This window comes from Peribacillus sp. 05N428 (assembly GCF_056397085.1).
In genome coordinates this window covers 1-24,913 of record NZ_JBFTMS010000017.1, presented here as the reverse complement: position 1 = coordinate 24,913, position 24,913 = coordinate 1, and the positions used below count along the sequence as shown (strand labels likewise).

At 35.4% G+C, this 24,913-nt stretch carries 21 protein-coding genes, 2 pseudogenes and 1 riboswitch; of the genes and pseudogenes, 11 read left to right on the top strand and 12 right to left on the bottom strand.

Annotation, left to right across the window (positions count from 1 at the left end; all coding sequences use genetic code 11):
- Positions 1-140: 140 nt before the first annotated feature.
- The 10 genes from AC1DIV_RS16420 to AC1DIV_RS16375 all read right to left on the bottom strand — a co-directional run bounded on the left by AC1DIV_RS16420 (position 141) and on the right by AC1DIV_RS16375 (position 10,582).
- Positions 141-1,682 carry a hypothetical protein gene (locus AC1DIV_RS16420; protein ID WP_477576874.1) on the bottom strand — a complete coding sequence of 514 codons (1,542 nt, stop codon included), beginning with the start codon at positions 1,680-1,682 and terminating at the stop codon, positions 141-143.
- 104 nt (positions 1,683-1,786) lie between these two features.
- Positions 1,787-2,833, bottom strand: coding sequence for a glycosyltransferase family 4 protein (locus AC1DIV_RS16415; RefSeq protein ID WP_477576873.1), 1,047 nt, complete (start codon positions 2,831-2,833; stop codon positions 1,787-1,789).
- A gap of 5 nt (positions 2,834-2,838) precedes the next feature.
- Positions 2,839-3,642, bottom strand: a complete 804-nt coding sequence (locus AC1DIV_RS16410) for a glycosyltransferase family 2 protein (RefSeq protein WP_477576871.1) — start codon at positions 3,640-3,642, stop codon at positions 2,839-2,841.
- Entirely contained in the window at positions 3,620-4,840 is a 1,221-nt protein-coding gene (locus AC1DIV_RS16405) for an O-antigen ligase family protein (protein ID WP_477576869.1), read from the bottom strand. Before AC1DIV_RS16405 ends, AC1DIV_RS16410 begins: the two co-directional genes overlap by 23 nt.
- A complete protein-coding gene (locus AC1DIV_RS16400; protein WP_477576867.1) occupies positions 4,821-6,287 on the bottom strand; it encodes an oligosaccharide flippase family protein in 1,467 nt (488 codons plus the stop codon). Before AC1DIV_RS16400 ends, AC1DIV_RS16405 begins: the two co-directional genes overlap by 20 nt.
- A gap of 17 nt (positions 6,288-6,304) precedes the next feature.
- On the bottom strand, positions 6,305-7,297 hold the full coding sequence (locus tag AC1DIV_RS16395) for an NAD-dependent epimerase/dehydratase family protein (RefSeq protein ID WP_477576865.1): 993 nt from the start codon (positions 7,295-7,297) through the stop codon (positions 6,305-6,307).
- Positions 7,298-7,319: 22 nt separating this feature from the next.
- On the bottom strand, positions 7,320-7,871 hold the full coding sequence (locus AC1DIV_RS16390; protein ID WP_477576942.1) for a sugar transferase: 552 nt from the start codon (positions 7,869-7,871) through the stop codon (positions 7,320-7,322).
- Between the two features lie 104 nt (positions 7,872-7,975).
- On the bottom strand, positions 7,976-8,599 hold the full coding sequence (locus tag AC1DIV_RS16385) for a CpsD/CapB family tyrosine-protein kinase (protein ID WP_477576863.1): 624 nt from the start codon (positions 8,597-8,599) through the stop codon (positions 7,976-7,978).
- Entirely contained in the window at positions 8,589-9,332 is a 744-nt protein-coding gene (locus AC1DIV_RS16380) for a YveK family protein (protein WP_054400157.1), read from the bottom strand. Before AC1DIV_RS16380 ends, AC1DIV_RS16385 begins: the two co-directional genes overlap by 11 nt.
- A 74-nt stretch (positions 9,333-9,406) precedes the next feature.
- The gene (locus tag AC1DIV_RS16375; protein WP_477576861.1) at positions 9,407-10,582 is read right to left on the bottom strand and encodes an acyltransferase family protein; all 1,176 of its coding nucleotides are present in this window, start codon (positions 10,580-10,582) and stop codon (positions 9,407-9,409) included.
- Positions 10,583-11,581: 999 nt separating this feature from the next.
- Positions 11,582-11,665: riboswitch (cyclic di-GMP riboswitch) on the top strand.
- 18 nt (positions 11,666-11,683) lie between these two features.
- Between AC1DIV_RS16375 and AC1DIV_RS16370 the strand changes: the two genes are divergently transcribed.
- The 4 genes from AC1DIV_RS16370 (at position 11,684) to AC1DIV_RS16355 (ending at position 13,224) form a co-directional block, all read left to right on the top strand.
- The gene (locus tag AC1DIV_RS16370; protein WP_477576860.1) at positions 11,684-11,788 is read left to right on the top strand and encodes an anti-repressor SinI family protein; all 105 of its coding nucleotides are present in this window, start codon (positions 11,684-11,686) and stop codon (positions 11,786-11,788) included.
- 452 nt (positions 11,789-12,240) lie between these two features.
- The gene (locus AC1DIV_RS16365; protein ID WP_268565092.1) at positions 12,241-12,378 is read left to right on the top strand and encodes a hypothetical protein; all 138 of its coding nucleotides are present in this window, start codon (positions 12,241-12,243) and stop codon (positions 12,376-12,378) included.
- A 245-nt stretch (positions 12,379-12,623) separates the two neighbouring features.
- Positions 12,624-12,755 (top strand): YwzD family small protein, encoded by a 132-nt coding sequence (locus AC1DIV_RS16360; protein WP_255294649.1) that lies wholly within the window; start codon positions 12,624-12,626, stop codon positions 12,753-12,755.
- A 202-nt stretch (positions 12,756-12,957) separates the two neighbouring features.
- Positions 12,958-13,224: a hypothetical protein gene (locus AC1DIV_RS16355; RefSeq protein ID WP_477576858.1), complete on the top strand. Its 267-nt coding sequence runs from the start codon at positions 12,958-12,960 to the stop codon at positions 13,222-13,224.
- 658 nt (positions 13,225-13,882) lie between these two features.
- Here the strand turns inward: AC1DIV_RS16355 and tagU are convergent.
- Entirely contained in the window at positions 13,883-14,812 is a 930-nt protein-coding gene (tagU, locus tag AC1DIV_RS16350) for a polyisoprenyl-teichoic acid--peptidoglycan teichoic acid transferase TagU (protein ID WP_477576856.1), read from the bottom strand.
- 705 nt (positions 14,813-15,517) lie between these two features.
- On the opposite strand from tagU, the gene AC1DIV_RS16345 reads away from it, so the two are divergent.
- Positions 15,518-15,727: a hypothetical protein gene (locus tag AC1DIV_RS16345; protein WP_477576855.1), complete on the top strand. Its 210-nt coding sequence runs from the start codon at positions 15,518-15,520 to the stop codon at positions 15,725-15,727.
- 142 nt (positions 15,728-15,869) lie between these two features.
- Entirely contained in the window at positions 15,870-16,376 is a 507-nt protein-coding gene (locus AC1DIV_RS16340) for a hypothetical protein (protein WP_477576853.1), read from the top strand.
- A 287-nt stretch (positions 16,377-16,663) separates the two neighbouring features.
- Here AC1DIV_RS16340 and AC1DIV_RS16335 read toward each other — a convergent pair.
- Positions 16,664-17,203 (bottom strand): annotated as a pseudogene (locus AC1DIV_RS16335) (AAA family ATPase); the annotation flags it as partial.
- Positions 17,204-18,096: 893 nt separating this feature from the next.
- On the opposite strand from AC1DIV_RS16335, the gene AC1DIV_RS16330 reads away from it, so the two are divergent.
- From AC1DIV_RS16330 to AC1DIV_RS16310, 5 genes and pseudogenes are all read left to right on the top strand, one after another.
- On the top strand, positions 18,097-19,377 hold the full coding sequence (locus AC1DIV_RS16330) for a hypothetical protein (protein WP_336866451.1): 1,281 nt from the start codon (positions 18,097-18,099) through the stop codon (positions 19,375-19,377).
- Between the two features lie 13 nt (positions 19,378-19,390).
- Positions 19,391-21,763: a hypothetical protein gene (locus tag AC1DIV_RS16325; RefSeq protein WP_336866450.1), complete on the top strand. Its 2,373-nt coding sequence runs from the start codon at positions 19,391-19,393 to the stop codon at positions 21,761-21,763.
- A gap of 38 nt (positions 21,764-21,801) precedes the next feature.
- Entirely contained in the window at positions 21,802-23,436 is a 1,635-nt protein-coding gene (locus AC1DIV_RS16320; RefSeq protein ID WP_340877048.1) for a hypothetical protein, read from the top strand.
- Complete coding sequence (locus AC1DIV_RS16315) at positions 23,436-24,149, top strand: hypothetical protein (protein WP_340877047.1); 714 nt, start codon at positions 23,436-23,438, stop codon at positions 24,147-24,149. Before AC1DIV_RS16320 ends, AC1DIV_RS16315 begins: the two co-directional genes overlap by 1 nt.
- A gap of 469 nt (positions 24,150-24,618) precedes the next feature.
- Positions 24,619-24,913 (top strand): annotated as a pseudogene (locus AC1DIV_RS16310) (tyrosine-type recombinase/integrase); the annotation flags it as partial.

The window sequence follows — 24,913 nt, the reverse complement described above, 5'->3', positions numbered from 1 at the left end:
ATAGGCACACACCCTGTAATATAATTTGGAGATAACATTAATAACCATTAATTAACTGGTACTATTGATCCTTATCCTTGGGGAATAATCCTTTCCTCTGGATAAAGAGTATATATATGCCAGTTTTTTATATTTAGTAGTCATAGCTTTGTAGTGATAATTTGGCCTTGGTCATTAATAGTCACTTTCCACTTTGTTCCGTTTGGTGAAGCCATTGTCACAGCTTTCCCTTTTTGAAGTTCTAAATCTCCATATAATGTTCCGCCTGTAGTCGGCAGCCAAGCTGCACCTTGCTGTAACGATGATCTTGCGAAAATCCGATTGATCCGGAACCGTTTGTGCTCTTGTGTATAGCCGCTTAAGGTCAGTTTAACTTTATACAGCGTTTCTGCTCTTGCTTCTGAGATAACCGTGTTACCGGCATTAAACGGGAGATTTTTTGCAACTGTCCAGGGTCCATTTAAGCTTTGTTGATATTCAATTAATATTCGGCTGGGACTTTCATTCCATCCAAAATAAATACCAAAGCAATTTAGCATTTTAATAGGTTGTTTGGTAAAATCCAATTCAATCACAACCGGTTGGGAACTAGGGACATCGAGGTAATTTACACTTTGCTCATCGAGTAAGTTGAAACAGTTATTGATATTTCCTCCATAAGGAGCCTTTCCAGAAAGCTGACGTACAGCGTAGCGGACGTTTGCATTTACTAGGATATCGTCTTGATTCCCGACCAGATGCGCTTTTCCTAAGGCAAGAGGTGGATATACTTGGAGCGATTCTTCATGAGGAGATGTGCATCGATTGTATTGGCCGCGATCAAGGATGGATGTGGAAACCTGATTCGAGCTTAGGTAATTGTGATGGGAAGTGGAGGAGAATTCAATGACGAGCGGAGGATCATCCATACGGTAGGTATCCCATATGATGCCTTCAAATATATTATAAGCACCTGAGCATCGAATGACTTTTTTCGTTTGTTTTCGGCTTTGAACTTGAATTCCAGTAAAGGTGTTGCCGGAAATTTCGTAAGGTAGATCACTGCTTCCGACAATCTCGATGCCGTACTGGCAGCCATCTATAAAGATGGACTCGAAGGAGTTGGCATTAATCCAGCATGGGGTATCTACATTTGATAGTTTTTCAGTTTTTAAATAGAGGGCTGTATGGAAGTTTGTGATTTGGAGGGAGCTTGCCTTAAAGAAACTGATGAAATCCCATGCTTTGTTGCAGTATAGATGGATGGCTATACCTTGATATGTTGTAGTACGGTTAATAATATTGATATTGGATATAGCTGTATGATTATGGATTTCTATTTGCTGTGCCCCGGAAAGGAAAATGACGGATGAATTGAAGCTAGTATCGACGACTTCAATCGTCCCGCCGGAGAGGGAAGCATCCTTTTGCAGCTCAAAAACCTGGAAATTACCTTTAACTATTAATGTGACCGTCGGATCAATTTCTAGATGGACATTTTGCTTAATGATAATGGGGGAGGAGAGGGTATATTGTTTCTTCCCTGTAATGACAACTTTAGAGTAGTTATTATCTACACAATAATCAATTGCTGCTTGAATGGCTGGTGAATTATCCGCTAGATTGGGATTGGCTCCAAAACAATCAATATTAGCGACATTCCTGTTCTGGCAATCCTCAGGGAGATTGAGTGGGTCTGCCATATATAACACTCCTTTTATGGTGATGTTATATAGCATATGCTTGTCCAAAAAGTATGTATAGGTATAAAAAACAAAAAACAAACGAGGTCATCGTTTGTTTTTGTTCATTGATAGGTTTTCAGAGTAGAATGAATCATATTCGAGAGGGAGAATGATTCTTCTACTTTTTGTCTTGCCTTTTTTCCCAAGTGTTGTCTTAAACCCACATTATCTTGAAGCGCTTTTATTTGTTTAGCAAATTCCTGTTCTGAATGCTGTGAAATGAGAATCCCGGTTTCATGGTTCACAACCGCCTCTTTAATGCCGCCTACATCGACTGACATAATTGGCGTGCCTGCTGCCATTGCTTCCAGGACGACCATCGGAAAAACTTCTCTAAGTGATGTTAAAAGAAGTACGTCCATATTGCATATAAATTCATACGGATTGGAGGCATTGCCTAGTAGCATCACTTTATGGCGTAACTTTAAGTCTTTAATCATTTTTTCTACAAATTCCCGCTCCGGTCCATCACCAGCTATATAAAACATCACATTAGGAACATCCTTTAACTCATTAACGATTTTTAAGAAAAGTTCATGATTTTTCTCTTTTGATAAGCGGGCTAAGATTCCTACATTGAAGGTTTCTTTAGGCTGTAATTGTTTAAAAGAAAAGTGCTCCACATCTACGCCATTGTAAATCGTCCGAATAAGCTCCTTCCTAACACCAAGCTGAAGTAAGTTATCCCGTTCAAAATTACTAATTGCGATAATTTCTTCCACATGCTGATTCAGCACTCTTTTAAATAGAAAGGGCATCTTTTTTTCTAGGATGGTTACATTATGCTTGGTATACACGAGCTTGATATTTCTTCTAGTCAGTATCTTGATGGCGATCGAGTATAGTAGCATTCGTAAACTATTGGCATGAATGACATTGATGTGTTTTAAGCTGACTTCTTTAGTTAGTATTTTAAGGTTGGCAAGGTGATTCTTTAAGCTTAAAGGAATGAATTGTTGTTTGTTATGAATTTGCTTGTACAATTCCCCTGTCGCAGCAGCAGAGTAAAACGTCATGTTTTCATCCTGGAGATGGTTTTCCAATTTGCAAAAATACATCTCAGCTCCGCCTGTTATGAGTTTATCTGTAAGTAGCAGGACATTGTTCATATACCTTATTTCCCTCCATTTAGTAAAGAGGCAGGCTGTGAACCTCTGTTTTTGTTGTATGCGTTATAGGCGTACTTGCTAAAATAGAAGTTAGCTTTTACGAAATTTAATTTTTCCTGGCTTCGTAACAGCTTCCAATATCGGTATGCAGCCTTAAATTTATTTCTTGAAGTAGAGTTACTTACAATCCGATATTTAGATAAGACTTTCGGTAAGCCATGTGCTTTATATCCTTGTCGTAACAGTAACAGCCATAACGCAGTATCCTCAGGCTGAATATCGGGCATTTCGATATGCTTGATTTGCAGCCTATCCAGCATCACGGTTAAACAGCCAATTGTTGTATTTCCAATCAGATGCTTATAATCCACTTCTTTAGGTGCCTTTACTTCAACATCAATAGACTTTCCTTTTTCATCTATTAAAGAATAGGAGGTGAAAGAGAAAGCTAGATTTCCCTTTTGCATAAATGCGACTTGTTCTTCCAATTTAGTTGGGAGCCATAAATCATCACTATCAAGAAACGCGATATATTTTCCGTTGGCTTCTTTAATGGCTATATTTCTTGCGCGGGCAGCTCCGACATTCTTGGATAAGGGAATAAGTCTGATCCGTGAATCGTGCTCTGCATAGGATTTAATGATAGAAACAGAATCATCCTTTGATTGATCATCTACAATGATCATCTCCCAGTTAAGATAGGATTGATCCTGGACAGTTTTTATCGTTTCATGGATAAAAGACGAGCAGTTATACGAGGGAGTTATTACGGAAACTAAAGGTCTGTCATCCTTTTTGCTGTAGGTCATTACATTCCACCTCTTTTTTCTCATATACCAAAATATATTTTAAAGTTAGTGCTAAAAAGGAAAAAAATGCTTCATTAATCATGAGTGAAAGGGACATCATCTGTATTAAGAAAGCAAAAAGAGTTAGCACAATGAACGGTTTTTCTTTATGTAATTTAGTCTTGAATAAAGTGATGATAAGCATTAATAAAAAGGAAAGGTAAAAAAGAAAACCAATGATTCCAGACTCTACTAAAACCTCTAAATACGTATTGTGAACATATAGCTTTTCATTATGCTCAAAAGCGTAATAATCGGAAAAATTAAAAGCGCCAATGCCAAAAAGGGGATTTGACATAAAGTAATTAATCGCCTGCCCCCATAATTCAAACCTGCCGCTGCCCCCGTCAGTTGAAAAGTCAGAAATGCGGCTCGTAACGATTTCATTGAGATCTATATTGATAAGAGATCCAGAAACATATATTACCCCTGAAAATAATAAGGAAACAGCTAACATTTTGATTTTTTTTGAGAAATTAGCTAACAGCATGTACAAAAAGACCACCAGTACAAGCGCTAAAACACCGCCTCTAGAAAATGTAAGGAGGGAAGTAATCATACATAGGAGGAATCCGATTGAATGCTTGAATCCCTTTAAATTGGTTAAATAATAGGAAAAAAAGATTGTGTTAAAAAAAATGAAGATGTTGGGGTCATCCAGCAAACCGATTAATCTTGGATAATCCCGGTCCAATAATAATCCATATGAAGTAATCTCAACACCTGTCGGAAATCTTCCTGTCACCTGTATTCCAATGAAGTATAATAATAGGCTGCTAACGTTAAAGATGATTCCGACATTTGCAATCGATTTCTCAATCGCACTTAACGAAGTTAACTCCAATACATATCTCATGATGAAATAACAGCCAAGTACGAGTATCACTCCTAGAATGACCCGAATGCTCGATTCAGGATACTGAGAAAAAGCGCCGCTCAGACAATAGGTGAAATAAAATAAGAGCAAAAGGATTTCATAATGATAAAGGGTATGGAAATAAAAATCCCGAAAATGAATGCAAAAGAAAATGGCTAGAAAAATCATGTAAATTTTTAATGAAAAACCAATGGAGATATTATATTTACTAAGCGTAATAAAAAATAACAAGAGAAAGACTGACCAGATAGAGGTGTTTTTATTAATTAGCAATCTTTCCATTCTCTTTTTGTCTCCCATCTTGTAAATGTTCGGTAGCAGGTTTCTTTTTAATAAAGCCAACGATTAATTGCTTGATGCTCTTATCGAGCAGCAAAATTAGAGCAGTGACGAAAATGATGGTAGAAATCATGGCTATAAAAGGATACTTGGATAATAAGTTTTGCATCAGGATGAAACTGATGCAAAAGAAGGTACCATACGGCAGGATGACCTTGAAAAGTACCGCTTTTTTTTCTGGATTGGCAGCGATATATCCAATGAATGAGACGATTTCCATGGTAAGGACGGCAAAAGCTGAGCCAGCCACTGCATAGGTAACGCTCATAAAATAGAAGGAAACCAAACCAACGGTTATGGTTATAAACTGGACAATTGTACGCCGGTTCTGTAATCCCCTTGTTGTGAGACCGTCAGCAATGGCAATATTAAAGCCTTGCAGAACGATTATAAAAGCCAATATTTTTAAAGGCTGAACCGCAGATCCCCACTCGGGTCCAAATAAAATGGTGACGAGATAAGTGGCCAAGTAGAATAAGGTTATAGTCATGCACATGCCGATATAGGACATGATTTTCATTTGAAGGATATTCAATCTTGTGTGTTCTGCAAGCTCCCCTTGGTTGTATCGCTTAAATAAAAGCGGAAAAAAAGCGCCTGCGATGACCCCTGGTATTTGGTATAAAGCAGAAGGAATCCGATAGGCTACTGCAAAGAGGCCGACAAGCGCTAAAGGCAGTGTTTTTTCCAGCACCAATGGACCCAATTGTGGGGTTAGCATAATAAATAACCCACTGATTAAAAACGGACTAAGATTCATTAATAATTGTTTTTCAAAAGGAGACTTCCATTTTATTTCCGCTTTTTTCAGCAGTAAATAAAGGCTGTAAAATCCACCGGCTAAATACGAGAATCCATATAAAAAGGCTGCTAGGTGAACATCCACTTTTAAGCCCATACTCACCGTGGTTGAAAGTATTAACGCAAAAGAAGAGAAGATTTTTATGGACGCGATGAATTGCATTCTTTCAGTTAATTGAAAGTAGGTTATTCCAATACTTTGCATCGCTAGGCCAATGACCATCGGGATCATTAAGCTATAGATCATATAAAGAATTTGTTGTTCTTGATAAAGAATATGAATGCCGGCAAAAAAAACAAAAAAGGTCAAAAGGGAGCAAACAATCCGAATCTTAATATAGGAAGAAAATGTTCTTCCTATATTTTCCTTTTTTGATCCTTCCCTTAGAAAAGTATTACTTGTCCCAAGGTCCGTGAAAAAGTTCATGACCATGGCAAGAGCCAATGCCACACTGAAAATTCCATAGTTCTTTGAGTTAAAATAATTTGCTAATAAAATGAGCGTGGCCGCATTAAGAACATTGGATAGAATGGTACTGTAAAATAAATGGACAATATTTTTAAAAATAGAGTTCTTCTTAGTATTCACTTTATTCGCTCCCGATTTTATGACGATAAAGTCGTTGGCTTGAGTAGAGGTGCAGATGAATGAATGGTCTTGCTGTTTAAAGAAGGCTGATTTTGGTTTAAATAATATTCATATGTGCTCGCAAGACCCTGTTCAAGTGAATGAGCGGGGTGCCAAGCCAATTTATGAAGTGTCGTTTTATTACAGAGTAAGCTTTCTTTGATATCCCCATTTTTCGCTGGCTGATAAATAGGAGATAAATCATGGCTGCCAAAGGATTGAATAATCGAGAATAATTGATTGATGCTTGTACTGGTGGTTGATGAGACATTGAAGGTGCCGCTTTCTTCATGTTCCAACGCCTTCAGATTGGCATCGGCTACATCCTTTACATAGATGAAATCCCTTGTTTGAGTGCCGTCTCCATAAATGACGGGCCGCTCATTTTTTATGACAAGATTAGTGAAGATCGATATAACACCGCCTTCGCCGCTAGCTGTCTGTCTTGGCCCATATACATTGCTGTATCGAAGATTCACATAATTTAAATCGTATAATTCTTTAGCGAGCTTTAGATAATCCTCTGCCGTTTTTTTTGATGCACCATAGGGTGATAATGGAGAGGGAAGATGTGATAATGTGATTGGCATGACATCAGCATCTCCATATACAGCTGCTGATGAGGCAAACACGATTTTTTTAACGGCATACTTGTGAGAAAGCTTAGCGATGTTTATCGTTCCCATGATATTGATTCGTGCATCATTCGTAATATCCGAAATGGATTGTTGGACACTTACTTGTGCAGCTTGATGAATGACATAGTCAGGCCTAAAAGTCTCCATCGCATTTTCAAGCAGTACCTCATCTTCAACATTTCCAAAGATGGGAGTGACTTTTGCCTGGACATTTCCGATAGATCCGGTGGAGAGGTTATCATATATAGCCACTTCATAATTATTACGAATTAATGTATCAACAATATGAGAGCCAATAAATCCAAAGCCCCCAGTTACTAGTACTTTATTCATTTTTCATTCCCCCTTTTTTTGATTATCTAGCTCCATTACCAGTAAAGATTATGGTCAATGTTCGGAACAAAATTTTGACTTCCATAGCAACTGAGCGGTGTTGAATATAATATAGGTCGTAATGCAGCTTTTCTTTTGGTGATAAATCATACCCCCCATTTACTTGTGCCCATCCGGTAATTCCAGGTTTCACATATAAACGGTTTTTAAAGCCAGGCAAAAACTTTTCAAATTCTTTATAGAAATATTCCCTTTCAGGTCTTGGCCCGATGAGCGACATATCTCCTTTTAAAACATTAATAAGCTGAGGGATTTCATCAATCCGTGTTTTTCGTATAAAGGCTCCTATTCTAGTCACCCTGGAATCATTTGCACTTGCCCACTTAGGCCCATTTTTTTCGGCATCGATGCCCATGGAACGCAGTTTAATCATATTGAAAGGCTTCCCATCCAGGCCTAGTCTTTGCTGATAAAAAAAAGGGGAGCCAGTTGAATCAATAGGGATAAGAATGCAGAATAAAAGTAAAATAGGTGCTGTAAGTATCAGCATAAAAAATGAGATGATTAAATCCATAGTGCGCTTTATATTAAAATTAGATGATGTCGATAGTGGTTTTGTCAGGTTTGCTTCCTGCCTATCGACTCTGACTTTCGAATCCACTGGTTATCCTCCCTGAATTAAGAAATGATCATTGATCCTGAAATTTCAAGATTTGCCCTATCGAATTGCATTTTCACACCGGCAATTTTCTCTAACTTGTCTCTGCCTTCTTGTATCGCTAATATTATGCCATCACAATATTTAGCAACGATATTTGCATCAGGTTTATTTAAACTGTCTGATGTATGAAATAAAATGATGTCAAAATCCTTCTTCCACTCTTCAATCAGAGTTGGAAGGGTTTCTAATGTTAATAAAGTTGCGGGCTCATAAATGGCTTCGCTTGTAGGTATACAAAATAGATGACCCTTTATATGTATAGCATGTTCGTTAATATTGGGCTTCTCGTTTAAAAGCAAGTTGGTCAAACCGAATGAATTATCGATATTAAACACTTGATGCAGCGAAGGCTGGCGCAGATTAGCATCCACTACAAGGACTCGTTTACGCTGCTCAGAAAAGGCAAGTGCTAAGTACGCTGATGCATTTGCAATATTCTGTGATTGTGAAAGAGATGTAATCATTAATATTGAATCGTCTTTATGAAGGTTGGACTCGATATTGTTACATATCGAATAAAATTGCTCTTTATTGATTTCATTTAGGTAAAAGGATTGTTTCCTTGTGAATTTAATACTCACTATATTCACCCCGTTTTGTGGAAGGTAAGGTTTTATATGTTGTTTTACGTTTTCTGTTTATTCTTTTGGTATTCAAATCCAGCCTCCCTAATAATGGAATTCCAAGAAGTTCAAGTTCCCTATCGGAGTAGGTTGAATCATCAAAGTGCTCTCTAAGAAGTGCTAAGCCTATTCCAGCAAAAAAGCCTATTACGATTGAAATGGCTATGATGAATTTCGGCTTTGGGAAAAGCAGTTCTGCTTGTCCCATTTCATTATCATTTAGAATACTAATCTGTTTAACGTTTGTAATGTCTTTAAAATTAGATATCGAATGCCTCGCGACAGTTTGGGCGATGTCCTTAGCGGATTCAGGATTTGAATCCTTGACGGTAATCGTGATGATTTGTGAATTATCTCGATTAGTAATGGAAACTTGCTTTAGTAAGTCATAGCTAGAAGTCTTAAGATTCAATTCCTCTTTAACTCCTAACATGATCTGCGGACTTTTAATGATGTCCATATACGAAAGGGCAAGCTGTCTGTTCTCTTGAACCTTGTTTATCGAGGCTTCCTTTTCATCCATGCTTAATGATCCTGCCAGAACTTGAGTGGAATACTGATAGGTTGGCTTCATAAGGTACATGGACGAAAAAATAATAAAACCAGTAATACAAAGGGTAGATAGAATAATGATAAATATTCGCTTTTTTAAGATTCGTATAAAATCTTTAATTTTTACTTTTTCATTCATCGATTTCACCACTTTTTTAGAGATAGTAGAATATGTTCACAACTTGCAAAGAATTTTTATAGAATAGTAAGTAATTATCCTATTTTGCGTTTTAAAGCTAAGTGATCTTTGGATATTCCTTTTTCTTGTTTGTTTCTTGTGAAATACGTTCCGAGCCTCATGCATGGTTTTTCCACAAGTAAATAGGAAGCTGTAGACAGTAAAAAAGAAAAGAAAAAGGAAAAGATCAATATTAAAACGGTAGGCAGCTTGTTATAGAAAAGGTACATCAATGAGAATAAGGATATAAGATGGTACAAATACAAGCTATATGAAATTTTCCCAAGAAGAGTTAGCATTCTAGACCTCAAAATCTTTGAAATTTTCTGGGAAGACACGCTCATGAAAATAAAAATGCAAACACCGCACGAGACAACATAATCCCTAAAAATATAATTGTTTAAAAAATCCACTTCGCCAATGATGCCTTCGTACATAAAACAGGTAATTGCCCCCAACAACAATGCAATTTTTACAGGTTTTTTCTTTTTCAAGGAATAGGAAAAAAGTTCGTGTCGATATTTCGCTATTATTGCTCCCATCAAAAAAAGGGTACTGTAGTGGAAACTTAGAAGAATGCTGGTTATATCGCCACCAGAACCAAACAAAAACAAAAAAATAGTCGACGAAAAAATTAAAACAAAAAGCCATAATAAAGAGTCTTTAAGCTTTTTTCGTATAAATAAAAAAATCAGTAAAGGAAATATAATTGAAATTCTCATTTCGTGTACAAGAGACCATATAACATTGTTATAGGCGTCTGTATTGTATTGCCCTATAAACAAAAGATGTTCTATTAATAAGGAAGGAGTATCTGGGCCTGTCCAAGATTTATTAAACCAGTCTGTGATAAAGGGCAAATCAATTTGGCTTAAAAGCATTTTAGCCAATATAGCCATGCTTATTGCTACTAAATATGGTAAATAAATTCGAAACACTCGTTTTATTAAGTATGTAGAATAGTGGAATTTAGCACTATTAACTGATAAATACAAAACAAAACCACTCAATACAAAGAATAGAATGACAGACTCATTTCCACTGCTGAAAAAAAGGCGTAGAGGAGTTTCCTTGAATAAATAAATTATGTAGGAGCTGCTTGAACCATACTGATAATTAGCATATGAAGGGTATACCATCAAATAATGCCCAATTAACACAATGAGAGCGGCTAAACCCCTTAATGAGTCGAATTCCTCATATCTAGTCATATCCTCCTCCATATGAACCGTTTTTTTTATAATATAGCACTTGTTCTTAATAAAGTATAGTTAGTTCTTTAAAACAGACAATAAAAGACAGAAAAATACAAAATTAACCATCATATCCTAATTTTTAGGCTCAATTATGAAATGTTTAATGGGCGAATAAAAACTTTTGTCAATTAATAAAAAGGAGCATAGTTGAAAGTCGGAACACAAATGCCTTAATAATTTCAAGACTTTGGCCAATGGATAAATCCTGTTCCCACTACCATAAATTTAATGTAAGATATGGAAGTTTGGGGATTAGTTAGCAAGTTGTGGATTAGACATACAGGTGATGTTTATTATTCCTGTAAGAGGGAAATAAACTACTAAATATGCAAATAGAATAAACAAAGAAACCAATTGACATAATAATGTAAAGATGGTAATTTCAATTTAACTATTCGTTATAAAGAACACTTTGTTTGTTATGTTAAATTATAACCTGTTAATTCTATCAAAGAATATAAAGTAAAGTAACAAAAAATGTAAAATAATAGATGTTACTATTTAATATATACCTGTCATTTTTAAAAGAAAAAGCTCAATTAATAATTTATAGAAGAAAGGATGATCTTTAATGCCTTTATACCAAATGAGAGAAATATGGACACCTTTAAAATTAGTTGGAGTTAAGTTTTTTAAAACAGAAGAAGGAAGTATTTTTATGAAAGTTTTTAATAAACGTCGAAGAAAGTTAACGTAATGCTTTGTTTTAATTCAGCTTGTTGTGATTGATAAAAATCCCCATATATCTAGTTGTTATTTGAAGAATATTGTAGAATGATGGCGGAAATTAACGAAAAGTATTTTAATTAATGGACAGGATTTTAAGTATAATTAACATGAATATAGTATTTAATACTTAGTGAAAAAATTCATGGGCTATTACGATTTCTTAAAAAGAAAGAATGAAAAAATTAACTCCATGAACCAAAATAGGAAGATCATAATGTGAAATATTCTTGAGAAAGGCAAACCTATTGAAAAGTAGGGACGCAAAATTACAGGTCTAAGGCTACATGCTAAGACGGCTGTGTTACCACAAGCTGGGTGGGGTTTATCATGGAAGCTAACAATGAATGGGAAGAATGGGTTTATTTAATGTTAGAGGCTAAAAATCTAGGATTATCTATTGAAGATGTGCGGGAGTTCATCAAGGGAAAATGAACTGAAAAAAGCAAATCAGGGATAAAAATTACGTTAGGGAAGGCTGTTATACAGTCTTCTTTTTTGTTTTCATTAACTTAAAAGGTATCCAGAATAAAGAACATGGCGATGATAATAAAAATGCAACCTTATTGAGGGGGATTTTTATTATGGATGTACCTATTGCCTTTTTGAAGGGATTAATGTGGGGGACTGTATTTAGTGTACCGTTATGGTTGGCATTTTGCGGTTGGATAAAGATAATCATGAATTTTATAAATTAAGTGCTTAAGATTTAAATTATTAAAAAATAATACCTACGCAGGATTTAAGAAATATAGCCTATAAAAAATAGTTAATAATACCTAAAAGTCTTTGGTTATGTGCCGATACTATACTATAGGTTTCAAGCAAAGGGACTTCGCAAAAGGCGATGTCAGATAGCTGCCATCAAAGTAAAAGGAGATTATTTGATGACAAAAAACAAATTCATTACGTTCGAGGAAGTTTATGAAAAGAAACAGAGAAGCAAGAAAATTTTTATTGGGACTTATATTACCATTACGTTAGTTTTGATTTCATTAATGACTTATTTTATGGGACAAGTATAATATGGGGTGTCGAAGGGGCTGAGGAATCAGCCTTTTTTTTTTGATTTATATATTGACTAGGTACTAAATATTAAGGAAATGTTAATATTCAGTCATTTTTCTGTTAGTAAACTAGTTTCCGCTTGTCAATCCATACTATTATATGTAATTATCAAATAAAGGAGCTATATTCCTTTTTTTGATAAAAAGATTAGGAAAACAGTATAAAATGGTGGCTCAATTATATATTGGAGTGGAAATTTCGCATGGATTTTTTTGATATTTTAAAAGACACTTTTGCCAAGGGTGAGTCTGGACAAGATGTTACTGTAAATGAACTTGTGGAAGAGATTAAGGAGAAATTAAGCGGGATCATTGAACAACCTGATAGTATATGATCCGTAGAAACATATTCAACATTTTGCTCGTTTCATGGGCGATGGTCATCTTCTTTTCTTTTATCGGTGGAGGAGGCGTCAATGAATCTAAGAAATCCTTTTTGATACATATACTTAAGAAGCATGTCTAACAACATGCTTCTTTTTTATCGTTTTCCCATATATATATATAAATGAATGATAACCTGTGAGGGTGATGAGGGTGAGGAGACTCAGTAAGATTCCAATAGGAGTATGGACGGCTATTCTCGTGGTTTTAGCTGTAGGAGCCTGTATCATTTTTCTTTTTCCCAGCGGATCAAAAAGCGTGGTTGAAGATTTCTATGAGTATGAAAGTGAAGCGGAGTTCGGGAAGTCCTGGGAATTGTCAAGTTCTGAAATGAAGCAGCGGTTTCCGAATCGGGCAGATTATGTGCAATATCGGGAGCATGTATTTTTACCATATGGCTGTGCAGATATTTCAGTATGATAATGTAGGTCGATATATAAGAAAGTGAAAAACTAGTGTCTGGATTAGGTTGGGAGGCAGCATAAATCGGCCTATGAAATACCAGAGCTACACAGGTCTTCAAATCTCGCTATAGGGTGTTTATTTTGGAACAAAATTGCTATGTCGTAAAGGAAAAAGGCGAATGGTGTTTGTATGGGTTACCAGTTTGAATAGGTTCCTCTCCTTTTTCAGGCTCAAGTTCGTTTTATTGAAAAGGGAGAGGCGCTGCTCTCATGTATTTGCGAAAAGATCTACTTCTCATGAAACATATTTCATTCTTGAACGGTCACTGATGGCTTTCAGAATAAACATTTTGTCCTGTTTGCTTAGCATAGCCCAGCTGCCTGCTTTGATTTTCATTTAAATCCACTCCTTTTGTTTAGGATCATTTATTATAGTTGATGAATGATGGTTGATGGAATTCCGGGTCCAAAGAATAATAGTGTCAAGTGATGAAAGGGGCAAGGGGAAGATGGAATTGTCAGCTCATATTAGATTATACCGTCTTTTCATGCCTAATAAACAACAAAAATTCCAACAAATCTCTACATTTGGTGTTCGTTTTTTGTCAGAATATTGGACGTGGAAAATGAAAAAGCTGTCAGGATGCGGGTCCGGACAGCTCTTTCATTTTTTCTTATTTGATGGATAATTGTTCTTTTAATTCGGATTGAACCTTTTCTTTTTCTTCATCCGACACGATATAATAGTAGATTCCGTCGATTTTCGTTCCGTTTCCATTTATGGACGATTGGGTAATGCTTTTACTTGCATCCCTGTAGTTCTTTTGGATGTCCATCATGTCATTAAACGTCAAATTCGTCTGGATATTATTACCGAGTGCATCGAAGACTTCATCGTATTTCGTCAGGGAGGATAGGCTTGCACCTTCTTTGATGACTGCTTCGATGATGGCACGTTGTCTGGATTGACGGCCGAAATCACCACTAGGATCATCATGTCTCATTCTTGAATAGGCAAGTGCTTCTTTCCCGGTAAGGGTATGCGTACCTTTTGCAAAATGAATGCCATCGGATGTGAAGTCCAAATCGTTTTGAACGGTCACGCCGCCGACTGCGTCAACGATATCCTTAAAGCCTTCCATATTGATTTTCATATAATAGTCGATTGGGATATCAAGAAAGTTTTCAACGGTATCCATGGACATTTTCGCGCCGCCGAAGGCAAATGCATGGTTGATTTTATCCTGTGTCCCATGACCGACGATCTCGGTCCGTGTATCACGCGGAATGCTTAGCATCTTGACCGATTTCTTTTGTGGATTGACTGTCAAGACGATCATAGTATCTGAACGGCCCTTGTCACCGTCACGTTCATCGACACCAAGCATGAGCATCGAGAATGGCTCTTGATCTGACAGTGCAAGGTCTTTCGTTCGTTTATCGGTGGTACGGTCTATTGGTGTATGCATCGTGTCAACGGTTTTAGTCAGTGAATTCCATACGGAGTAGGCAAAGGCTCCCCCGGCTAGTATAAAAAGTAGGACAATTATCCCAACTACCTTCAGCCATGTCCGTTTCTTTTTCTTCTTTTTTTCATGTCTCATAGTTTACTTCCTTCCTCTTTTTGTAACCACTTCATCTATTATATTTAATTTCACAGTAAAAGAATAGTATATTTTGCTATTTTATAATACCTTTGGCATATTTTGGTGTAACTCAACTAGAACAATTCTTCATTTAAAGGTTTAATGCTAAAGGTGTGGCTGATCGGAAAATCTACACTTCTTTGGTTAGTAGTTGTGCAATTTGGCCTATTGTTTATTTCTTTTTTAGATTCCAGATAATTAGAGTTGCATATCTTTTTTATATTGCACTTGGGTAATCATGATTTTACAGCCAGCTTTACTGGACTTGATGTTTGAAGCGGGGAAGATTTATGGGGTGTTAGGGGCCAATGGATAATTCATACGGATTAAGGATGGCGAGATCATCACTAAGGAAAATGTCGAGGGTCTACGATAATCTAGTGGGAAATCAGTGATCGGTTGGCTAAAGGGACATCATAGCTAATATGAAGGAAAAATAAAGTAGCTTCGGAAAAGAGTCCGAGGTTCTTTTTTTGTTTGGAAGGAGAAAAACTATGACTCTAATGAATTTGATCAGGTGGAATGGATTAACCAAATATATCCAGGTGTATGAAGTTTTACTTCAAAATGGGTGATAAGCAAAGTCCCTCCATGAAAGAAGGCGCATATATATGCAATACGGATATCCTTAAAGAATAAATAAATCTTGGAGGCTAAGCACAAATGGAATATTTAACTGAAAGTTCATCATACGAAGAAAGTAATTCTACGGAAAGTTCCTCATACGAAAGTGATTCAGCGGAAAGCTCATCGTACGAGAGCGATTCAACGGAAAGCTCATCGGACGAGGGTGATTCAACGGAAAGCTCATCAGACGAGGGTGATTCAACGGAAAGCTTATCAGAAGATGAAAGTAGTTCAACTGAAAGCTAATCAGATTTAACAACTAGTTAATTTAGAACGAAGATTTACTTTAAAATGGGTGATAAGCAAAGTCCCTATTAGAAAGTAGGAACATATATATGCAGTACGGATATCCCTAAAGGATAAATAAATTTTGGAGGTTAAAGAATAAATGGAATATACAACGGAAAGCTCATCGTACGAAAGCGATTCAACGGAAAGTTCCTCGTACGAAAGCGATTCAACGGAAAGCTCATCGTACGAAAGTGATTCAACGGAAAGCTCATCGTACGAGAGTGATTCAACGGAAAGCTCATCGTACGAAAGTGATTCAACGGAAAGTTCATCAGATGAAAGCGATTCAACGGAAAGTTCATCAGATGAAAGCGACTCAACGGAAAGTTCATCAGATGAAAGCAGCTCAACGGAGAGTTCATCAGATGAAAGCAGCTCAACGGAAAGTTCATCAGATGAAAGCAGCTCAACGGAAAGTTCATCAGATGAAGGCAATTCAAATGAAATCCTTTCCGAGGCTGCAGAAGAAGAAGAAGAAGAAGAAACTGAAAATTCAGCCGAGGGTGAGGAAAATGGCAGTCCTCGTCGTGTGAATGTATTTAAGAAAATGTGGCTGGATAATATGATTAAAGCATCGAAGGGTATCTATAAAGACGAAGATTGACCATACAGGTACAGCAACCAAAGAGTTGTTGTGCCTTCTTTTGTAAAGGGACATGCCGCTAGACTCTTAATTGACACTAGGATTGTAATCCATTTACTAGATACGAGAAGCCTGTTTTTTCTGCGGGAATTTAGCCTAAGCGGTTTCTTAAGAAAGGACCTAGCCGGAGTATTTGGCTGACAATTGTACATATTGCCTGGAACAAAATTGGTTTACTGGTGGTTTTTTACAGAATAATGGTCAATATATTTTCAATAAAAAAACTCCGGATTTGAAGTGATCCGGAGTTATTTCTTTTTCTCGATATTTTCATAGACCGAGGCAAGTGCTTGTTCAAATTTCCCGCTCTTTTTCGGTTTGTAATATTTTTTGCTGCGCAGTTTGTCCGGTAAGTATTGCTGCTTCACCCAGCCATTCTCGTAGTCATGCGGATAAAGGTAGTCGATGCCGCGGCCGAGTTCGGTGGCCCCTTTGTAATGGGCATCCTTAAGATGATCTGGTACATCGCCGCTATGGCCGCTGCGAATGTCTGATAGAGCTGCATCGATTGCGACAATGGCCGTGTTCGATTTAGGTGATAGGCATAACTCGATCACTGAGTTGGCAAGTGGAATCCGGGCTTCAGGGAAACCGAGTCGTTCAGCGGCTTCGACTGCAGCGAGGGCCCTGGGGCCAGCCTGGGGATTGGCAAGAGCTATGTCTTCGTAAGCGATGACTACCAAGCGGCGGGCGATGCTTACAAGATCGCCGGCTTCGACCAAACGACCCAAATAATGAAGGGCTGCATTCACATCACTGCCGCGAATGGATTTTTGATATATAGACACCTATGAGATTTATTCGATTAATTTTAATATTCAGAATATAAATGTTGATAAATAAACGGTTAAATACTATAATTGATTTATCACATATTTTTAAATTGTGAGATTTATTAAATAAAATAGTTAGCACATATAAAAATAAGAAACACATTCTGGAGGTTAATCTAATATTATTTTTTGTGTTTTAGGAGGACAAAGTCTCGGTGCGAGCAGCACTCCGCAGAACGAAGTTCGAGGACTGGATTTGAGTCAATATTTTGGATGCAAAAAAATAAATCTCTAAGCTGTATTTTTAATGGAATTTTATATCCTAAGCTGCTATGAATTATTTTTCAGTTATACCAACCTTCAATAAATTGAAATAGCTAATTTAGCTTTTCAATACATGCATTGTCATACGGGCAACCTTTCTGGCTAAAAATGATTGTTTAATATGATGATTTTGGGTATGTGTCACTGTCTTGTATATTGTGAGCCAAGATCTTAATGAAGATTTAAATCCTCCAAGGGGGGAGTGAGCGGGTAAAACGGAGAAAGAACTCATACTATCTGCTTTAGAAGCTTTAGAAGCCCTCCAGACGTGGCAAAACACTGTAGATAAGCATGCGATTAAAGTAATTTACAGACAACAATCAAGAACGGCTCAGTAGCGTTTTACGGTGTCACATCTACAGGCGTAGATCTCCGAGTGCGAAAATCATGCTGTCGATCCAAGCGTAATTCCTATGGGTAGAAAGTCTATGGAGAGGGCTATAGCATGAGGCTTTTATAATCAGTTCTCCGAATTTATCGAGGAACACAAGAATATATACCCCAACTTACTCCAGACCTTTTAGCATTTTTTTATTTTAACAATCTTTAACATTTACTACCCTAGGGGTGAGAGGAAGTGAAGAATGAATCCTAATGCGGGATTAACGTTTGCAGTTGTAAAAGCAAATACAGATATAGGAAATGGGTATATTGTTGAATATGCAACAATTGTTGTAAAGGAAAAAAGCAGTCACTTCTTTAAGCCACACCCAGTTACTGATTTTATCCGCACTATATATGCAAAAACAGATAATAATTATAATACTCAAAAGGCAGCAGCAGAATCTATTAAGAGATTTTTAAACTGGTTATTAATTGATAACTATGAAACGTATAGATTATCAGAGTTTAAACAGTTCAGAATCAATCATGTAGTAGATTATCTTAACTATAAGAAAACAACAAAATATGAAAGACGGAAACGGAAAGAATCAGAAATTGAAAATGCTGGTCGTTATCGTTCATCTCAGACCCTCAAAAAAGATGCAGATTATATATTTAGCTTTTATATTTATCTTGCCAAAAGAAAAATATTACCCTCCTTTGTAGCAAACGAATTTCTCGGGTATCAAAAAAGTGATCTAGCCAATATTTCAATTTTCTCCGAAAATGGCTTTTCACTACCTGGCGATGATAATTCTAAAAATAAACCAATAAAAATAACGGCATTTCCTAATGACAAGTTAATAATGTTGTTTCTTAAAACTGCATTAGAAAGTAGTAATAAAGAGATCCAAATGATTGCTTTAGCAGTTTATTTTGAATTTTTTGGAGGCCTCAGAGCTGGAGAGGTTACCAATGTCTCAAGGTCCGATTTAATACTAAAAGGTGAGTATGGTGCAAGAGGATGTAGCCTTTCATTGAGTCGTAAACAGCACTTTTGGCTTAGATTAAGAAATACTGAAAAAACATATCCAAAAGGTGATACATCAGAATATCCCACGCAAGAAATACAACTCACATCATTGTTTCCATTACTAGTAAAGAATCATTTTTCACTCCTAAATGATGTTGGTGATAAAAACAAATTTAATGCCTTATTTTTAGACCAAAATAATAATCCTATGTCAGGCGATGTATTTGAAAAACGGTTTATGCGACTTAAAAACCTTTTTTTAAAGAGATTAGAAGATGAGAAGAATCCCCATTACACTTTTTTAAACTTACATGAATGGGACACACACATTGGACGAGGAATTTATACGAATCTGATGGCAAGGAAAGCAAAAAGTCCGGAACAACTTGCACTATGGAGAAGGGATAAAAGTACTGGTGTTGCATTAAGATATTTAAGTAAATTTAAAATTCTTCAAGAGAAAGAAGAAGGATTAGAAGCATTATATACCTTTGAATTTAATGATTAGAGGGCGTGATAGAATGTCAGAAACAACAAGTTACTCAAAAGAACAAGTGTGTAATAAAATTGGGCTTTCCCCTGAAAACGTTTATACCTTTGATCTTTTGGTTGAAATTAAACTTATTTGGAAAATTGGAGAAGAACGCTACTCAAAGTATTCCGTCGATAATTTCTTTCAAAATTTGAATGAAAACTACATAACACACGATGAACTTAAAAATATCACAGGCCTCAGTGATAGACATTCAATTAGAAATAAAATAAATTCCCTGACCACTCCACCGTTTCAGTTTAGGTATAAAAGGAAAACTTACATCAACAGAAAACACATCGAAAAATTGATACATACTTATACGAATTACTACACCATTCCTCAATTGACTAAAATAATTCCGGCAAATGCTGCTCATATACGGGATGGGTGTACACGCGGAACGTTTACTCAACTTTTTGATGATTATGTAGAACCAAATAATAACCCTTCTGGTCCTGTATGGTTGTTTAACAAGAGAGAGGTTGAATATTATATACTTCTCGCTAAAGAATATAGTGAGAAGTATATTACCAGGGAAGAAGTATGTACGTATCTTGACCTTGCTGCACCTCCTATCACTCTAACAAAAATAGATGTCCCTCGTTGGTGTTATTACTTCTTGGATATATTAGGGAACGGTAAACGAATTATCAAATATTTTTATCAAAGAGAAGAAGTACAAAGGTACAAAGAGAATAATCTAAGAAGCACAAATACTATCACCTCTGCACCATCTGACCCCCATGAATATTTTATATTTATTTTAGAAAAAGAGGATATTAACATACCTTCTCATTTAACACAGACTTATATATTATTTAAACGTTACGCACAAGATCTTCTTTCAAGAAGTAATGCCTCCTTTAAATCCATAAGTAAAGGTTCAGTTCCTGCTTTAATTAATACTTTAAGACATATAGTATATTTTGAGGTTCATAAGGAAGTTTTTTATTATCACAACGGAGAGGCCTTTAAGTTATTGGCATCTTGTGAGTTGTTTAATACCAAACAGTTTCTATACAGATTTCTAAAGTTTGTTAAATCTGTAAGGGTAACTAAATATAGAATAAAAGATATCCCAAATCCAAGAAACGAGTACTTAACTCCAAAAACCAAAAAAGAAAATTATAACTTTGAGGAATGGAAAACAATTTACTTACACGCTAAGGACTTTGAAAAACACCAACTTTTAGCTATTAGGGATGAAAAATATGCTTCCATCTGGCTGTATATTTTAATACATTTAACAAACAGCTGGAGGGCAAGTGATGTTTCAAATGTTCCTGCAATATCTCCAGAAGCCATTGGTGTATTTGATATAAATTGGTTTTATTCATATCACCTTACATTACCTCAAGGTCAATTAATAATAAATCAACTAACTCTTTATAAAAATATGATTCATCATAAATCAAGAGCAGATCGAACTTTTGTGTGTAATCCTAGCTTAGTTCCAACAATGGCTTCAGCGTTATGTATTTGCGAGTTCCATAGAAGAAAAACTAATCGAGCAAGTCTTATATTTTTTGGTACAAAAGATAATGATGTCAGTAAATACCTTCTGAAAAATTTTTTTAGAAGTAATGAAGATTTAGTCAAATTAGAGTTTAAAAATAGAAAGGCTAACTCAACATTAATGACACACTTATTTTATTCAATACAGAGTCGAGAAGGCAAAGGAAATTCAGCATTTGAAGTAGCACAAGCCATTAGAGATCATCTATCCGAAATAACTAAAGAATACATTGCTGTTGAAGATAGGGGAATTACAAGGCAGCTATTTGATAGGGGGGATTTTGGTTTTTTATATGACCAATTGCATGATGTATTATCTTCTAATAAACAAACGCTTGAAGAAAGAACAAGTAGTATAGCGAAACTTCAAAGATTACTGCCACCAGTCGAAATTGAAGCAACTATTGGTTTTTTAAATGAAAGAATAACTGAACAACATTCACTTGCATGGCATATGCTTCAATTATCTCCAGAAGAGGCAATGGAGTATGCTAAAAAGTTGTATCTGAGAGAAATGCCATCCCGGGCTGAACATATACAATGTGGTATGTATAATAATTGTCCAAAGAATAAAAAATCTCAAAATTATCCGTGTAATGGATGTGGTTTTTCTATCCCTAATATCTATGCAATTACAGAGATATTCACTGACTTATTGAAGCGTCTTGATAAATATAATGGTTTAACATTGGAAATACCAAAGAAAAGGGAATTGAAATTTATTACACGATTGCTTGATGTATTATCAGAAGCTATAAACTCATACGGAGAAGAATATGTTTGGTCCTTTTATCCTGGTGGGGAAGAAGCTTTCGAACAAAAATTAATAGCCATAAGTGGGTGATGAAAATTAGCCAGTCTTTTGTTTTTTTGGAAGAAGACATGCTTGATATAGAATCTGAAGACACATACAATCTTCAAGATACATTAGATAATGCAATATTTACTTATCAAATGTTCGTAGAACAAAATCGTATAGTATCAGGAGACTTTGAAGAAAATGTTTGGAAGATGGAAAAGTCTTATAGCACAGGTTATATAAACCTTAGATTTTTAGATGTTATTGATAGAAATGTCTTATTAATGGTTAAATGCTGGATATTAGGTTTAGCCCCGAAGTTGGAAAACAATACGGTTAAGGACAAAATATATTTGGTTCAGTCATTTTTAGAAAAAACAGAGACACTTAACGAGAAATATTTAGATAATCTTGAGGATATTATTAATGGATTTGCAGAATCGCTTAAATACAAAGCGATAAACGCAACAATGAATTTTTTAGATTACTCGTCTGCTGAGAATAGTGAATTATTTTATAATGAACTGGAAAGTATTTCGAAAAAGTTCGGCAGATTTACTAAAATAAGAACCCTACCACCATACAAAGACATCTTGCTATTTTCACATTACCTTAACTATTATTGGAAAGCATGGAGTGCTGAGGAGCAATTCAAATTCTTTCCTATATTACTCTGGTGGAAGATAACGAGTGTCATTCCTCTAAGAATTGGGGAATTCTTATCACTAAGTAGAAATTGTTTAGTACACGGTAAATTTAAGATTAAGCTCCCTAGAAGTAAGAATGAAGGTCACGAGGCACTTCAAGTTATAGATGAAATTGAAATAAACGAAGAACTCTATTCTTTAATTTCAAGCTATATTGAACTGACTAATGACTACGGGGAATCACACACACTTCTCTCTTACCCTGCCTACCGGAAATCTAGAAACCATAAGGATGTATTTGCAAAAACTATAAATCCTAAAAGATTCAATAAAGATTCATTTAATACTTTATTAAAAGAGTTTTATCAAGAGCTTAGTATCAGGGAAAAGATTACAATTATAGAAAAGGAACGATATAAAGAAAAATTAAAAGAAGACAATGTATTTACCCTAAATCCTAATGAGATGGTAATGATGAATCCAAATGATACAAGACACCACTCCATATGTACTCTAATGTTGCAAGGGTTCAACAGGTTAACAATTGCTAGGTTGGCAGGTCATAAAACAGTTGAAGCACAATTCCATTATCAAAAGCACTTGGACTCTTATGCTCAATCAAAAGTGTACGAACTCACAGTTTTAAATAGCTTTAATGAAGATGTAACGTTTGGAGATAACACCTATCAATTGTTGATAGATATTAGGAATAGATCCCTTCGAAACCCAGATGATTTTGATTTCTGTAATAAAGTAGAGTTAGGATATTGTACGGATGAAAATATGGAATGTGAGTCGGATAATTGTGTGTATTGCACAAAAAACTGGATTCCAGAAAAAGAAATTGATGAGAATATTGATTATCTCGAATCTATTGGTAATGAAATGTTATCAAAAATAAAGCAACGTACTTTTGTTTTAGAACGGTTATTTAACGAAATGGAGTTCACTCGTAATGGCAATTATTCCCCTGAAATCAATGAAGAATTTAAAAGGGAAGCATTAACGATAAATAGCCTTATTGAAGATCTGAGTAAATTAAATTTAAAAATTCAACCGGGGAGGACTTAATGGGCAGACCTGGAAAGTGGAATAATCCCGAGACGGAACAAAGGTTGCAAGAATTAGTTTACCTGTATAGACAAGATACGCCACATAAAAAAATCAGAATTAAAGATATGGTTGAATTTACTGTTAAAATGAATAAAATTAATCCAGAAAAATTCCCACATACTTATGATCGGTTTACTTGGGGGGACTATGGTAGGGTCTTTTTAGACAGAGCTAATGCTAATTGGGATATTAAAACTTATAAAACAGATATAAAAGATTATGAATTTATTCAAATACCTAATTATACCGGTCTTGTTGAAAAGTTTTATCATCAGAAGGAAATGCTAATTAAGAAGTTATCAGTATGTGAAGTATCGCATCACAATATTCTTGAAAAATTTATTGAGAGTGAAACGAAACGCCTAGAATTAAAAGACAAAGTAAAACAACTTGAAAAAGATTTAAAGAGATTTCAAGACCTTATTACAGAAATTGCACATTTAAGTAAATCTGAATCCTTACAAGAAAAATATGGCCTGAAAAATATTATTTCTCCGAATGCTAATAAAGCAAATCAACAATCGATGGAACAACTAGATAATTTAAGAGGTTTTTTAAATTCTGAAAAAGAAATATTGAAAAAAAGTGAGACCACGAAAGAAGAATTCCCTCCTAATAATTCACTTTTAGATCATTGGAAGGGATTAAAGAAAAAGAAACCCAAGCAATAATAAACCCGAAAATTCTTATTTACTAGGGAGTATAAAATATCAGAAAGAATGCAAATCAGCCCTTTTAATTTCTGAATGATGACCATCAAGCAGTTAATGTTATTACGTTGCTCATAAGAAACTGGTGAAAGTCAATGTTTCATCGGCAACAATAATTTCAAAACTAATTAAAAATAATAATAAAGTTAAAGTTCCAAGTTAATTAAAAAGTTATTTTAGTCTTATCGTCCTATGTGGTTCGTAATATCGATGGGGATGAAAATGTGCAAAAAGTAATTGTCAATAATCCATATTTTTTAATTGAGAATTCATGGCATATTAATTTTTTTTAGGACAATATCATTTTAAATCTTATTTAGAAAACCCTACTTTCAATAGGAAAACAATCTATTTTCCATTCAAAAGCGAGCTAATTAATTTAGAACTTAAATTTTTCGTGTATAGAAAAATATTTCAGGATGAATGGACCATGAACACTATGTTTGTTGGACAAGCCAATAATATTCAACTATTTAACCGTTTTGTAAATGAAAAATACCCCTATCTCAACTCTCTCACTGATTTGAATATTGACAAGGCAAACAGGGAGTGGCTATCTTGGTTAGAGAAAAACGGAGTATCGACTTCTTACATTAGCAAACGGGATGGATATAAAGTTAAGTCTCCCCGGGCCAAGTACTTATTAAATCTTCTAACTGAGTTTAATAAACTAATAGACTTTCGAGATGAATGGGAAAAAGACATTTGGGAAGCTAAAAATCTGA